11 protein-coding genes are annotated in these 13,652 nt (G+C 68.4%); 4 read left to right on the top strand and 7 right to left on the bottom strand.

Features of this window, described 5'->3' with window-relative positions:
* Nucleotides 1-5 precede the first annotated feature (5 nt).
* From BLT78_RS13745 to BLT78_RS13730, 4 genes are all read left to right on the top strand, one after another.
* Nucleotides 6-911: a substrate-binding periplasmic protein gene (locus BLT78_RS13745; protein ID WP_090349504.1), complete on the top strand. Its 906-nt coding sequence runs from the start codon at nt 6-8 to the stop codon at nt 909-911.
* Between the two features lie 144 nt (nt 912-1,055).
* Nucleotides 1,056-1,811: a quinoprotein dehydrogenase-associated SoxYZ-like carrier gene (locus BLT78_RS13740; protein ID WP_090349503.1), complete on the top strand. Its 756-nt coding sequence runs from the start codon at nt 1,056-1,058 to the stop codon at nt 1,809-1,811.
* Between the two features lie 108 nt (nt 1,812-1,919).
* The gene (locus BLT78_RS13735; protein WP_090349502.1) at nt 1,920-2,858 is read left to right on the top strand and encodes a quinoprotein relay system zinc metallohydrolase 1; all 939 of its coding nucleotides are present in this window, start codon (nt 1,920-1,922) and stop codon (nt 2,856-2,858) included.
* Between the two features lie 175 nt (nt 2,859-3,033).
* The gene (locus BLT78_RS13730) at nt 3,034-3,333 is read left to right on the top strand and encodes a hypothetical protein (protein ID WP_090349501.1); all 300 of its coding nucleotides are present in this window, start codon (nt 3,034-3,036) and stop codon (nt 3,331-3,333) included.
* 113 nt (nt 3,334-3,446) lie between these two features.
* Here the strand turns inward: BLT78_RS13730 and BLT78_RS13725 are convergent, their stop codons facing one another.
* The 7 genes from BLT78_RS13725 to gbcB form a co-directional block, all read right to left on the bottom strand.
* Entirely contained in the window at nt 3,447-4,841 is a 1,395-nt protein-coding gene (locus tag BLT78_RS13725) for a purine-cytosine permease family protein (RefSeq protein ID WP_090349500.1), read from the bottom strand.
* An 89-nt stretch (nt 4,842-4,930) separates the two neighbouring features.
* Nucleotides 4,931-5,722: a creatininase gene (locus BLT78_RS13720; protein ID WP_090349499.1), complete on the bottom strand. Its 792-nt coding sequence runs from the start codon at nt 5,720-5,722 to the stop codon at nt 4,931-4,933.
* A 165-nt stretch (nt 5,723-5,887) separates the two neighbouring features.
* Nucleotides 5,888-7,228 (bottom strand): MFS transporter, encoded by a 1,341-nt coding sequence (locus tag BLT78_RS13715; RefSeq protein WP_090349498.1) that lies wholly within the window; start codon nt 7,226-7,228, stop codon nt 5,888-5,890.
* Nucleotides 7,229-7,588: 360 nt separating this feature from the next.
* Entirely contained in the window at nt 7,589-8,800 is a 1,212-nt protein-coding gene (locus tag BLT78_RS13710; protein ID WP_090349497.1) for a M24 family metallopeptidase, read from the bottom strand.
* 449 nt (nt 8,801-9,249) lie between these two features.
* Nucleotides 9,250-10,251 (bottom strand): GlxA family transcriptional regulator, encoded by a 1,002-nt coding sequence (locus BLT78_RS13705; RefSeq protein ID WP_090349496.1) that lies wholly within the window; start codon nt 10,249-10,251, stop codon nt 9,250-9,252.
* A gap of 31 nt (nt 10,252-10,282) precedes the next feature.
* Entirely contained in the window at nt 10,283-11,659 is a 1,377-nt protein-coding gene (locus BLT78_RS13700; RefSeq protein WP_090349495.1) for an L-serine ammonia-lyase, read from the bottom strand.
* A gap of 745 nt (nt 11,660-12,404) precedes the next feature.
* Entirely contained in the window at nt 12,405-13,502 is a 1,098-nt protein-coding gene (gene gbcB / locus BLT78_RS13695; RefSeq protein WP_090349494.1) for a glycine-betaine demethylase subunit GbcB, read from the bottom strand.
* Between the last annotated feature and the right edge of the window lie 150 nt (nt 13,503-13,652).

Here is a 13,652-nt window from a genome sequence, read left to right as displayed (position 1 = left end):
CCGCCATGCGCCTGCTCGCCCTGGTGTTCGCAAGCCTGCTGCTGCTCGCCCAGGGCGCGCAGGCGCAGGTCCGGCCGTTCGATGACATCGTCGCCTCGGGTGTGCTCAAGGTGGCGGTGTACGAGGACTTCCCCCCCTACAGCTTCCAGCAGGACGGCCAGGCGCGCGGCGTCGACGTCGAGCTGGCGCAGAAGCTGGCCGACAGCCAGGGCCTGCGTCTGGAACTGATGTGGGTCACCCCGGGCGAGAAGCTCGACGACGACCTGCGCAACTTCATCTGGAAGGGCCACTACCTGCGTCCCGAGCAGCTCGCCGACGTGATGCTGCGGGTGCCCTACGACCGCAACTTCTCGTTCAAGCGCAACGAGCTGGGCGAGCTGGTCAACGAGCTGGTGGTGATGTTCGGCCCCTACCAGCGCGAGCGCTGGCAGGTGGCCCACGACACCCGCCGGCTCAAGGAAGTGCCCAGCGTCGCGGTGTTCGGCTACCACCCGATCGGCGTCGAGCTGGAGAGCGTGCCGTCGTTCTACATGAGCTCGGTGTTCGGCGGGCGGATGAGCCGCAATACCCACCACTACGCCAATCCGCCGCTGGCCTTCGCCGCCATGCGCAAGGGCGAGGTGGACGCGGTGATGGCCATGCGCGGCGAGGTCGACTGGCTGCTGCACGAGGCGCACGATCCGCAGCTCAAGGCGGCCGACAACGCCTACCCGGAGATGGGCCGCCAGCAGTGGGACATCGGCATGGCCGTGCACGAAAGCAACCGCCAGCTGGCCTACGCCCTGGAAGGCGGGCTGGTCGAGCTGATCGGCTCCGGCGAGCTGGCGAAGATCTACGCCAACTACGGCCTGCGCTACGAGGTGCCGGAGCTGTACGAGGGCGAGGTGCAGGCGCAGACCCGCGGCGAGTGATGCTCGCGCCCCCGCTCCGGCGTGGGCGCGTCGGCGGACGCTCCCCGCGCCGGAGCCAGGACAGCATCAGTACCCAGGGTGCGCCGTGCGCACCGGCAGAGGTCTGGGTGCGCACGGCGCACCCTACGGGAAAGGAGGCAAGGCATGACCATTCGGAGCATGGGCCTGGCCCTTGGCTGGCTGCTGCTGAGCAGCTCCGCCTGGGCCGGCGAGGCCGACCCGCTGCAGTCGGCGATGTGGAGCTTCCACCAGACGCGCTTCCTCGGCGAGGCGCCCTACGAGTTCGACGAGCGCGTGGTGCTCAGCGCGCCGCCGTTCGCCGAGGACTCGCGTCAGGTGCCGATCAGCATCGACGCCACCGCCCTCGGCCAGGAGGTGGTGCGCATCATCGCCTGGGCCGAACTGAACCCGATCCCGCACATCTTCACCTTCTTCCCCAGCGGGCCGGTGGCGCCGCGCATCGCCCTCAACATCCGCGTCGAGCAGGCCACCCCGCTGCGCGCCGCGGTGCTGACCCGCGACGGCGTCTGGCACGTCGGCTCGACGCGCATCGACGCCGCCGGCGGCGGCTGCACCGCGCCGAGCGCGGTGCGCGCCCAGGCCGGCTGGGAGGAGCACCTCGGCGAGGTGTTCGGCGCGCGTTTCGCCCAGGGCGACGGCAGCCGCCTGCGTCTGCGCATCGCCCACCCGATGGACAACGGCCTGACCGGCGGCATCCCCGAGTTCTACATCGAGCGCGCCGAACTGCGCGGCGCCGGCGGTGAGGTGCTGGCCGACCTGGAGCTGCACCCCTCGGTCAGCGAGAACCCGACCCTGACCCTGCAACTGGGCGACAAGGACGCCGGCCAGCAGCTGTGGCTGCGCGACAACAACGGCAACGAATTCGAGGCGGCGTTCTGAGTGTTCCGTCAGCGTGGTGCCGGATGGTGCGCGTGGCACACCCTACGGTTCGGGGCGCAGAACAGTAGGGTGCGGCATGCGCACCCATTGCACCGCAAAGGAGGCATCATGCGATTCTGGAGCATGCTCGTGGCGATCTTCCTCAGCCTGCCGCTGGCCGCGGCCGAACTGGCCTATGACCTCAAGCCGCGGCAGATCGCCGAGGACACCTGGCTGGTGGAGGGCAGCACCGCCAATTTCGAGATGGCCAACGGCGGCAACATCGTCAACGTCGCGTTCATCGTCACCGACGCCGGCGTGGTGCTGATCGACACCGGCATCTCCAAGCGCTACGGCGAGGCGCTGCGCGCCGCCATCGCCCGGGTCACCGAGCAGCCGATCGCCCTGGTGATCAACACCCACCACCACCCCGACCACGTGTTCGGCAACCAGGCCTTCAGCGATGTGCCGATCGCCGCCCTGGCGCACACCCGCGAGCTGCTCGCCGAGCAGGGCCCGGCGTTCGCCGACAACATGTACCGCCTGCTCGGCGACTGGATGCGCGGCACCGAACTGGTCCTGCCCGGCGAGACGCTGGAGCCCGGCGTGCGCGAGATCGGCGGCCACCGCCTGCAGCTGCTGGCCTTCAGCGGTCACACCGGCGCCGACCTGGCGATCTTCGACCAGAGCACCGGCGTGCTGTTCGCTGCCGACCTGGTGTTCTACCAGCGCGCCCTGACCACCCCGCAGACCCCGGGGCTGGACGTCTGGCTGGCCGATCTGGCCGCGCTGGAGCAGCTGCCCTACAAGCTGCTGGTGCCCGGCCACGGCCCGGTCGCCACGGGGCGCGAACCCTTCGCGCAGATGCGCGACTACCTCGGCTGGCTCGACGGCCTGCTGCGCGACTCGGTGGCCGCCGGCCTGGACATGAACGAGACCATGCGCGCGCCCATCCCCGAGCGCTTCGCCGCCATCAGCCTGACCCGCTTCGAGCTGATCCGCAGCGTCAGCCACCTCTATCCGAAGTACGAGGCGCAGGTGTTCCGCCGCGTGGACCGGCGGGAGTAGCGCGGGCGCTGGCCCCCGAGCAGCGGCGCCAAGCCGCGGGCTTGCTCTGGATCAAGCTTCCGCGCCTGACCGGCTGGGCGAAGTGTTAAGCAGGTCAACGGCCACCTCGCCGTCGCGGGCGACACTGTGCGGGCGATTGGGCTCGACGGCGAGCGACGATGGAGAGGGACTTCGAATGAACTGCAAGACCAATGTGAACCCAGACGATCCGCGCGCATGCTGCGGCCAGTGCGGCGGCGAGCGGAGCCCGGCGCCCGCGGACCGGGCGCTGGAGCTGGAACTGGAATGGCGCGCGCAGGAGCGCATCGCCATCGCCGAGCTGGTGGATCAGGCGCACCACCTGATCGGCGAGGTGCTCGGCGGCGAGCGCGGCAGCGAGGCGCTGGAGATGGTCAGCGACCAGCTGGCCAGGGCGAGCCAGCTGCTCAACTGGCCGCGGCCGTTCGTGCCGGTACAGCGCGACGGCGACGCCTGAGGCGCGCTCGGGCGTCATCCGCAGCCCCGCCTGGTGCGGGGTTTTGCGTTGATGGCAGCAAGTAAAATGCCGCGCCCCTGGTGGGGAGCGGCATTCTTCAGCAGCACAGGTCGTCAGGCGCTCTGCCCGACCCCGCTGCGCACGGCTACCACCGCTTTCTTGGCCAGCAGCCAGTAGGCCAGTCCGGAGACCACGATCGCCGGGAAGCTGGCGGTGATCTGCGCGGCGATGTCCTTGAAGCCGTGGGCAAGGACGAAGTACACGGCAAAGCCCAGGGTCAGCGACGCGATCCCTGCCGCGTTCCAGCCGGTGCTGCCGTAGTAGGCCCCGCCGGCTTCGGCGAACAGGTCGGCATCGGACAGACGCTTGCCGCGCACGCAGAAGTAGTCCACCAGGATGATGGTCCACAGCGGGATGAACAGGCCGCCGATCACGCCGAGGAACGACTCGAAGTAGTGCAGGAACGAGTCGAACGCCATCGGTACGAAGCACAGCGCCAGTTGCAGCACCACGATGATCGCCAGCGCCTTCTTCGGCGTCAGGCTCTTGAAGGCGCCCAGCAGGCCCATGCCCGAACCGTAGAGCACGGTGACGTTGGTGCTCACGGTGGCGAAGATCAGCACCAGGAAGGACACCAGGCCCAGGCCCAGGGTGGCCAGGGTGGAGCTCGGATCGGAGTTGTTCGGGTCGATGCTGCCGGTCTGCAACGCCACGCCGATGGTGCCGATGGCGCCGATCAGCATGAACCAGCCCTGACCGATGTTCAGGCCCAGCCAACTGCCCACCGTGGCCGCCCGACCGGTCTTGGCGAAGCGCGAGAAGTCCGCGACCTGTGCCCAGGTCCAGGAGAAGCCGAAGGCCAGATCGATGAAGAAGGCCACGCTGTGGGTCGGATTCTGCACCTGGAAGGCCATGATCTGCTCCAGGTTCCACTTCGACAGGACGATCCAGGTGACCCAGCCGCCCAGCACCAGCAGCAGGATGCCGGCGATGCGCTCCAGGTAGCGGATCGCCTCATGGCCGAGGAAGGTGATCACCCCCTGGGCTACGGCGGTCAGCAGGATGCCGAGCACCATCGGCCCCGCCGAGCCCGGTTGGCCGAACACCGGCCAGTCGAACGCGGCACCGAACACGTGGGTGAGGGAGATGGCGGCGATGAAGCTGTTCACGCTGGGCCAGCCGATCAGCACCAGGAACTGGGCCACGCCGGTCAGGCGCGAGCCCTTGGTGCCCAGCGACGGACGCGCCACCACCGCGGTGCTGGCGCCGTAGCGGTAACCGATGTAGGCGACCGCCGCCCAGGGAATCATCATCAGCGGTAGCCACAGCACGCTGTATTGCAGCACGAACATCATGCCCAGCGCGGCTGCCATGCCACCGAAGAACCAGGAGCCGGTGTTGACTCCTGAACCGAACCAGGTCCAGACCGTATCGACGAAGCCGTAGCTGCGCTCGTGCGGGGCGATCTTGCTGAGACCGTACTCTTTGTGTGCGTCTGAATTCGACATAGCTGAAACTTCCTCTCGGATCGCGCGGATCCTTTTGTATTTGTTGTTGAAGTCGCTGTTCGGTGGTTCAGGGCGAGGCTTGGCGCGCCTCAGGCGCGGTCGGATGGCGGGAATTCCTGGTAGATGGCCTCGGCGATGCCGCTGACGCATACCTCAAGGATCAGCTCACCCTTCGCTCGGCTGGCGGTCTTCGCCGACGACAGGGTGCCCGCCGCCGGCGTGCGCGCCGGGTCCACCGGGAACACGTCGTAGGGCGGGAAAGTCGCCGGCGGGTGGTCGACCACCCTGTCCAGGTGCACCAGGCCGGGGTAGAGGGCGAGCATCAGCGAGGTCTCGAACACGCCGCCGTGCTCGATGTCCCAGCCGAGGAAGCCCTCGGGGTAGAGTTGCTCGATCACTGCCGGGTCCTTGACGAAGTCCCAGTAGGACAGCACCACCACCTTGAAGTCGTGGATGCCGGCATAGCGCAGCTCGCGCAGGGCCAGGTCGATGCCCTCGACGATGAACATCGAGTTCTCGTAGTGACCGTTCATCAGCACCAGGCGACGCGCGCCGTGGCGGGCCAGCTCGCGGATGATGTCCTGCACCGTGCCGGTGAGGGTGGCGCCGTCCAGGCTGGTGGTGCCGGGGAAGTGGTTGCCGCCGCCGGACTTCTGCTGCGACTTGTAGCCGTACTGCAGGCCCGGCAGCACTAGGGCGCCGATGCGCTCGGCGACCCGCTGGCAGACCGCGGTGGGCAGCAGCACGTCGACGTTCATGCACATGTGGTGACCGTGCTGTTCCAGCGCGCCGACCGGCAGCATCAGCACGCAGTCGCCCTGGGCGACCCGCGCCTCGTATTCCTTCCAGGTCAGTTCGCCAACGAAAACGCTCTTGCTCATTGTTGTTCTCCGTGGAGCGGACGGCCCGAGGCCGGGCCGGTGTCCTCTGTTCGCAGGGCAGCGCAGGCTCCGCAGGGAGCCTGGCTGCATGGATGGGACCTGATAGCAGATATCGGGGTGATCTTTTTGTACGAATCCGACCCGAAGTTGTCAGGATCGCGGGTTTCAGTCGCTCAGTGCCTGGTGGGCGGTCTCGCGGATGCACAGCATCGCCAGCAGGGCCACGCCCGCCGCGCCGACCAGCATCCAGGCCGGGGCCATCTTGTCGCCGGTCTGGCTGATCAGCCAGGTGGCGATGAACGGCGCGGTGCCGCCGAACAGCGCGTTGGCGGTGTTGAAGCTGAAGGCGAAGCCGGTGTAGCGCACGCGGGTGGGGAACACCTCGGCGAGGAAGCACGGCAGGGTACCGTCGTTCATCGCCAACATCAGGCCGAAGGCGATCTGGATCAGCAGGATGAAGGCGAAGGTCTGCCCCTGCAGGGCAGTGAACAGCGGCACGGTGATGGCGAGGAACAGCAGCGAGGCGGCGATCAGCATGGTCTTGCGGCCGAAGCGGTCGGACAGCATGCCCATCAGGAAGATGAAGCCGATGTAGGTGGCCAGCGACACCGTGGAGGCGAGGAACGAGTCGGTCTCGCTCATGCCCATCTCGGTGGACAGGTAGGTCGGCATGTAGCTGAGGATCAGGTAGAAGGCCACCGCGTTGAGGCAGGTGACGCCGATGGCCACCAGCACGCGCTTGCGGTGCACGCCGAGCAGTTCGCCGATCGGCGCCTTGTGGCTGCCCTCCTTCTTCTCCAGCGCCTTCTCCATCTCGCGAAACTTCGGGGTGTCCTCCAGGTGCAGGCGGATGTAGCGGCCGATCAGGCCCAGCGGGGCGGCGAGCAGGAACGGCAGGCGCCAGCCCCAGCTGTGCAGCTGTTCGCTGTCGAGCTGCGAGTAGAGGCCGGCGGCGAACAGCGAGCCGAACAGCAGGCCGGCGGCGGTGCTGGCCGGCACCAGGCAGGTGTAGAAGCCGCGCTTGCGGTCCGGGGCGTACTCGGCGAGGAAGGCCGCCGCGCCGGCGTACTCTCCGGAGGCGGAGAAGCCCTGCACCAGGCGGATCAGCAGCAGCAGCAGCGGGGCGAGCATGCCCACCTGGGCGTAGGTCGGCAGCAGGGCGATGCAGAAGGTCGAGCCGGACATGATCAGGATCGACAGCGACAGGGCGTTGCGTCGGCCGTAGCGGTCGCCGATGTGACCCCAGATGATGCCGCCGACCGGGCGGACGATGAAGGAAATGGCGAACACCGCGAAGGTGGCGAGCAGACCGGTGGTCTTGTCGGCCGCCGGGAAGAACACCACCGCGATCACCGCCGCCAGGTAACCGTAGGCGGCGTAGTCGAACCATTCGACGAAGTTGCCCATGAAGCTGGCGGTGGCCGCGCGGCGCAGGGTACTGCGCTGTGCCATGGAGTCGCTGCGGCCGGTGGCGCCGTAGACCAGGGAATCGTTGAGCGTGCTCATCGGGCACCTCCACAGGGTTGATTGCCCGTTTCGATCCCTCTCGTTGCAACTGGTGCCCAAAGCCGGACACCCTCTTCGCGCACTGCGCATGTCGCGCAGCAATCTCCGGGACGGAGAGTGCTGCAGTTTAACCTGACCATCGCCCACACCTCTGTTGTTTTGTAATGGATAGTTCGGCAGCTGGTAGTTCAAGCGTGGCGGCGGACGCCGGAAGGTTCCGGCGGTCGTCGCGTGTGGCGATTCCGGCGCGCAGCGCGGGGCTGGCCGGAGACGGGACCCGCTTGCGTCACGTCACGTCGCGCATTGCTCCGGCCGGGCGGCGGGCAGGACCTGGTGCCCGCCGCCGGCTGGCGATGGCGTTTACTTGCGGATGATGTTTTTCTCCGGGCCGTAGGGGAACTTGGTGATGTTCTCGGCGCCGTTCTCGTTGACGATGAGGATGTCGTGCTCGCGGTAGCCGCCGGCGCCCGGCAGACCTTCCGGCAGCATGATCATCGGCTCCATCGACACCACCATGCCCGGCTCCAGCACGGTGTCGATGTCCTCGCGCAGCTCCAGGCCCGCCTCGCGGCCGTAGTAGTGGCTGAGGGTGCCGAAGGAGTGGCCGTAGCCGAAGGTGCGGTACTGCAGCACGTCGTGGGCCAGGAAGATCTCGTTGAGTTCCTTGGCGATGTCGGAGCAGCGCATGCCCGGCTTGATCAGCTTGAGGCCGGCCTCGTGCACCTTGACGTTGACTTCCCACAGGCGCAGGTGGTCGTCGGAGCAGTGGTCGAGGAACAGGGTGCGCTCCAGCGCGGTGTAGTAGCCGGCGATCATCGGGAAGCAGTTCAGGCTGAGGATGTCGCCCTTGTTCACCCGCCGCGAGGTCACCGGGTTGTGCGCGCCGTCGGTGTTGATGCCGGACTGGAACCAGGTCCAGGTGTCCATCAGCTCGCCGTCCGGGAAGCGCTTGGCGATCTCGCGGATCATGGCCTGGGTGGCGTGCAGGGCCACTTCGTATTCCGGCACCTGGTCGCGCAGGGCTTCGACCACCGCCGCGCCGCCGATGTCGGCGACCTGGGCGCCATGGCGGATGATCGCGTGTTCTTCGGCGGACTTGATCATGCGCATGCGCATGCACGGGGCGGCGACGTCGACCAGCTCGGCTTCCGGGTAGCGGGCGGCCAGCTTGTCGCGGTTCTGCAGGTTCAGGTGGTCGTATTCGATGCCGATGCGGCGGGCCTTGGGCAGCGCCTGCTGGATGGCGACGAAGAAGTTGTCGCGCTGCCAGTCGGTGTAGACGATGTTGTCGGTGCCCACGGTACGGCGCCACGGCTGGCCGCCGTCGATGTTGGCGCTGATGCTGGTCACGGCGTCCTGGGTCACCACCAGGGCGTAGGGGCGGCCGAACGAGCAGTACACGAAGTCGCTGTAGTAGTTGATGTTGTGGTACGAGGTGAAGACCGCCGCGTCGATGTTCTCTGCCGCCAGATGGGCGCGCAGTTTGGCCTGACGGTTGGCGTATTCCTGGGCGGAGAACGTCGAGTTGACCTTTTCGCCGTTCCGGATCCGGAGGGTTTGGGGCATCTGCATGGCGTGAATCCTTGTGGTTGTTCGGTGGACGACGCTCAGGGCAGTGGGGCGTCGTTGGATTCATTCCAACAGAGGGGGGCGGCGGGTTTTTGCACGTTTCCGACCCGAAGTTGGTCGGATCCGCTGTGGGGTTCGCAGGGGTGTCCAGGGCGGAAAGTGGGATGGTCGCCGTAGCCGCGGGCGATGCGGCAGCTGTGATTGCGCCCTTGGGGCGAGCCACTTTCGCTGGGCTTGAGCGACGCAAGGGAGGGCGCCCGGGAGGGGGCAGAGCGTGTCGGAGGAGGGCGAGGCCGGGAGACAGTGACTTGTCCCGGAGGGCGCAACAGGCGCAGCTCGCGGCAACCCGCAGCGGAGCTGCTCGGCGGCGAATGTCCGCACGGGCAAAAAAGAACCCGCACCGCGCACCTGGCGCGGGCGGGTCCAAGGGTGGTGCATGTGACCCGTAAAACTCAGTGCACCAGCGTCCGGCACACCCGCGCGCGGCTCGGCCGCTCGTTGCTCGGCGGGATGCCGAAGTGCTCGCGGTAGCAGCGCGAGAAGCTCTGCGCCGAGAGGAAGCCGCAGCCGCTGGCCACCTCGACGATCGGCTGGTCGGTCTGCTTGAGCATCTGCCGGGCGCGCAGCAGGCGCAGCTTGAGGTAGTAGCGCGACGGCGAGCAGTACAGATGCTTCTGGAACAGGCGCTCCAGCTGGCGGCGCGACAGCGCGATGTAGCCGGCCAGCAGCTCGAGGTCGATGGGTTCCTCGAGGTTGTTCTCCATCAGCTGGATCACCTCCTTGAGCTTGGGATGGCCGATGCCGCGCAGGCGCGACGGCGGCAGGCGCGGCGCCTCGGGGGCGGCCGGCAGGTGGGCGCCGGCCAGGGTCTCGTCGATCGCCGCCATCAGCTCGGCGCCGTGGCTGCGGCCGATCAGCTGCAGCATCATCGCCATGGCGGCGGTGCCGCCGGCCGCGGTGTAGCGGTCGCGGTCGAGGACGAAGCTCTGCGGGCTGAGCGATACGGCCGGGAAGCCCGCGTGCAGGTCGGCGCGGCATTCCCAGGCGGTGCTGCACTGGTAGCCGTCGAGCAGGCCGGCGCGCGCCAGGGTCCAGCTGCCCGAGCCGAGCGCGCCGAGGTGTACGCCGCGGGTGGCCTGCTCGCGCAGCAGGCGGGCATGCGCGGGGTCGTCGAGGCGCGTGCTGCCGTCGCCGCCGCAGAGGATCAGGGCGTCCGCCTGCTGGCCACGCGCCGCGCCGTCCGGGGCGACCAGCATGCCGTTGCTGGCGCGCACCGGGCGGCCGTCGAGGGTCAGGGTGTGCCAGCGGAACAGGCCGCGGCCGCTCAGCTGGTTGGCCAGGCGCAGCGGTTCCAGCGCGGCGGCCAGGGCGACCAGGCTGAAGTGCTCGACCAGCAGGAAGGCGATGGATTCCAGGGGGCGCGGCGCGGGCGCCCGGTTCAACATGGCGGTCATGGGGCGGATCTCCTCAAAGATGGGCAGGCGCTCAGCACTCGATGGCGCTGACCGCGAGGCCGCCGCGCGAGGTCTCCTTGTACTTGTCGTGCATGTCGGCGCCGGTGTCGCGCATGGTGCGGATCACCCGGTCCAGCGAGATGAAGTGCTCGCCGTCGCCGCGCAGCGCCATCTGCGCCGCGTTGATCGCCTTCACCGCGGCGATCGCGTTGCGCTCGATGCACGGCACCTGCACCAGCCCGCCGACCGGGTCGCAGGTCAGCCCGAGGTTGTGCTCCAGGCCGATCTCGGCAGCGTTCTCCAGCTGCGCCGGGGTGGCGCCGAGCACCTCGGCCAGCCCCGCCGCGGCCATCGCGCAGGCCGAGCCGACCTCGCCCTGGCAGCCGACCTCGGCGCCGGAGATCGAGGCGTTCTTCTTGCACAGGATGCCCACCGCCGCCGCGGCGAGCAGGTAGTCGACCACGTCGGCCTCGCTCACCGCCGGGCTGAAGCGCACGTAGTAGTGCAGCACCGCCGGGATGATCCCCGCCGCGCCGTTGGTCGGCGCGGTGACCATGCGCCCGCCGGCGGCGTTCTCCTCGTTGACCGCCAGGGCGAACAGGTTGACCCACTCCATGCCGCTCAGGGTCGAGCCGATCACGTTGGGCTTGCTCAGCTGCTGCAGGCTGCGATGCAGCTTGGCCGCGCGGCGCTGCACGTTGAGCCCGCCGGGCAGCGTGCCTTCGTGCTTGAGGCCGTTGTCCACGCACTCGCGCATGGCCTGCCACAGGCGCATCAGCCCGGCGCGGATCTCCGCCTCGCTGCGCCAGGCCTTCTCGTTCTCCATCATCAGCTGGGAGACGCGCAGGCCGTGCTGCCGGCACAGGCTCAGCAGCTCGGCGGCGCTGTCGAATTCGTAGGGCAGGCGGGTGTGGTCCTGGTCGAGCTGGCCGGCGGCGGCCTGCTCGGCGTCGACCACGAAGCCGCCGCCGACCGAGTAGTAGGTGTCCTGACGCAGCTCGCCGGCTTCGCCCCAGGCGATCAGGGTCATGGCGTTGGGGTGGTAGGGCAGGTTCTCGTCGAGCAGGCGCATGTCGCGCGCCCAGTCGAAGGGCACCGCGAGGCGGCCGTCGAGCAGCAGGCGGCCGCTGGCGAGCAACTCATCGATGCGCGGGGCGATGCAGGCCGGGTCGATGCTGTCGGGCCACTCGCCCATCAGGCCCATGATCACCGCGCGGTCGCTGCCGTGGCCGACGCCGGTGGCGGACAGCGAGCCGTACAGGCGCACCTCGAGGCGGGTGACGCGCTCGAGCAGGCGACGCTCGCGCAGGGCGCCGACGAACAGGGCGGCGGCGCGCATGGGGCCGACGGTATGCGAGCTGGACGGGCCGATACCGATCTTGAACAGGTCGAACACGCTGATGGCCATGACGGACTCCTCAACCGGATGACGCGGATTGCGGTTGATTGTCGGTGGCGGCCGCGGGGAAGAACTGTCCAGGTTCGACGCGAAAGTGTCCGCATTCGCCCTGCGCGCTTGTCCACAGGCCGATTCCGGCAGTTGTGCACAGGGGCGGTGGACGGGGCTGTGCATAACGTGTCGGCAGCCGGCTGCAGCGCAGGCGGGCCGCGGCTTCCCGGCGATTGGGCAAATTTCGAGCGGTTGCCGTTGCGCGGCCGGGCAACTGGCCACAGTTTCGGTGCGGCAGTCTGTGGACAACATGTGCGGCAATGGCTGCAGGCCAGCAACGGCGGGGGCTGCGCGCGATTGCTGGTTTTTTGCGCAGCGGTCCGGCGCCGGCCCCGGACGCTGGACAGGTGCACGCAGGCCGCGTCCCGGCGGTGGAGAACCCGGGCGGCTGGCCACAGTTTCGGTGCGGCAGTCTGTGGATAACGTGTGCGGCGATGGCTGCGGGCCGGCAGCGGCGTGGCCTGCGCGGGATTGGTGATTTTCTGCGCAACCCCCGGTAGCGGTCCGGGGCTGTGGGCAAACCAGACGAGACCCGCGCGCTGACTGTGGACAACTCGGAGGCTGACCACAGTTTCGGTGCGGCAGTCTGTGGACAACGTGTGCGACGATGGCTGCGGACCAGCAGCGGTGCGGCCTGGGCGGGGTTGGCGATTTATTGAGCAGCCTGGCCGGGCGCCGTCTGCGCGGCGCCCGGCGGCGGGGCTCAGTAGTCGATGGTCACGTCGCCCTGCGGCACGCTGCAGCACGACAGGATGTAACCCTCTGCGACATCCTCGTCGGTGATGCCGCCGTTGTGCTCCATGCTCACCTCGCCGGTGGTCTTGAGCACCTTGCAGGTGCCGCAGATTCCCATGCCGCAGGCCTTGGGGATGTGCAGGCCGACCTTGGCGGCGGCGGCGTACACGGTCTCGCCGGGCTTGATGTGCACGCTCTTGCCGGTGGCGGTGAACTCCACCAGGCGCTGTTCGCCGACCGGCTGCTGGGCGGCTTCGGCCGCCTCGGCGGCATGCTCCTGGGCCTCCTCGCGCACCTCGGCCGGCGTCGGGCCGAAGGCTTCCTCGTGGTAGCGCTGCATGTCGAAGCCGTTGGCCTCGAGCAGGCGGCGCACCGCGTTCATGTACGGCGTCGGTCCGCAGCAGAACACCTCGCGTTCCATGAAGTCGGGGGCGATCAGCTCGAGCATCTTCTGGCTGAGGTAGCCGCGATAGCCGGCCCAGGTTTCGCCGATCTCGTACTTCTCGCAGATCAGGTGCAGCTTGAAGTTCTCGATGCGCGAGGCCATGTGGCGCAGCTCGCGGTGGTAGATGATGTCCTTGGGCGTGCGCGCGCTGTGCACGAACACCATGTCGACCTCGCCGTTGGTGTCGAAGAACCAGCGCGCCATCGACATCACCGGGGTGATGCCGACGCCGCCGGACAGGTAGAGCACCTTGTCGGCGGGGAAGTCGATGGCGTTGAACAGGCCGACCGGGCCGTGCACCGGGAGCTGGTCGCCTTCCTTGAGGTTGTCGTGCAGCCAGTTGGACACCTTGCCGCCGGGCACGCGCTTGATGGTCAGCGAGAAGCTGTAGGGCACCGAGGGCGAGCTGGAGATGGTGTAGGAGCGCATCACCGGCTCGCCGTCGATGGTCAGCTCCAGGGTGACGAACTGGCCGGGCTTGAAGAAGAACACCATCGGCTGGTCGGCCATGAAGCAGAAGGTACGCACGTCGGCGGTTTCCTGGATCACCTTGACGCAGCGGACCAGATGGCGGCCGTTGGTCCAGGTCTGGGTACTGACCGGATTGAGGAAGTTGGACATGCTCACCTCTGCACGTTGGCTGTGATCCCGGCGCAAGGTCGCGGGATTTTCTCTGCAGTGGACGCCCCCGTGGGGCGCTCCGCCGCGCTCTGTTGAGGCGATTGTGCGCATGCCTCCGGCGGGCCATTTACCTGTCCGCGACATTCCCAT

Source organism: Pseudomonas oryzae, assembly GCF_900104805.1.
GTDB lineage: Bacteria > Pseudomonadota > Gammaproteobacteria > Pseudomonadales > Pseudomonadaceae > Geopseudomonas > Geopseudomonas oryzae.
Note: the sequence above shows the minus strand (reverse complement) of the source record. Positions and strands in the feature narration are given on the sequence as shown.

What these genes read in the sequence shown, in the direction of transcription:
- BLT78_RS13725 (WP_090349500.1), bottom strand. Translation starts at nt 4,841, where the DNA reads ATGTCGAATTCAGACGCACACAAAGAGTACGGTCTCAGCAAGATCGCC.
- BLT78_RS13735 (WP_090349502.1), top strand. Translation starts at nt 1,920, where the DNA reads ATGCGATTCTGGAGCATGCTCGTGGCGATCTTCCTCAGCCTGCCGCTG.
- BLT78_RS13740 (WP_090349503.1), top strand. Translation starts at nt 1,056, where the DNA reads ATGACCATTCGGAGCATGGGCCTGGCCCTTGGCTGGCTGCTGCTGAGC.
- BLT78_RS13745 (WP_090349504.1), top strand. Translation starts at nt 6, where the DNA reads ATGCGCCTGCTCGCCCTGGTGTTCGCAAGCCTGCTGCTGCTCGCCCAG.
- BLT78_RS13705 (WP_090349496.1), bottom strand. Translation starts at nt 10,251, where the DNA reads ATGACCGCCATGTTGAACCGGGCGCCCGCGCCGCGCCCCCTGGAATCC.
- BLT78_RS13710 (WP_090349497.1), bottom strand. Translation starts at nt 8,800, where the DNA reads ATGCAGATGCCCCAAACCCTCCGGATCCGGAACGGCGAAAAGGTCAAC.
- BLT78_RS13715 (WP_090349498.1), bottom strand. Translation starts at nt 7,228, where the DNA reads ATGAGCACGCTCAACGATTCCCTGGTCTACGGCGCCACCGGCCGCAGC.
- BLT78_RS13730 (WP_090349501.1), top strand. Translation starts at nt 3,034, where the DNA reads ATGAACTGCAAGACCAATGTGAACCCAGACGATCCGCGCGCATGCTGC.
- BLT78_RS13700 (WP_090349495.1), bottom strand. Translation starts at nt 11,659, where the DNA reads ATGGCCATCAGCGTGTTCGACCTGTTCAAGATCGGTATCGGCCCGTCC.
- BLT78_RS13720 (WP_090349499.1), bottom strand. Translation starts at nt 5,722, where the DNA reads ATGAGCAAGAGCGTTTTCGTTGGCGAACTGACCTGGAAGGAATACGAG.
- gbcB (WP_090349494.1), bottom strand. Translation starts at nt 13,502, where the DNA reads ATGTCCAACTTCCTCAATCCGGTCAGTACCCAGACCTGGACCAACGGC.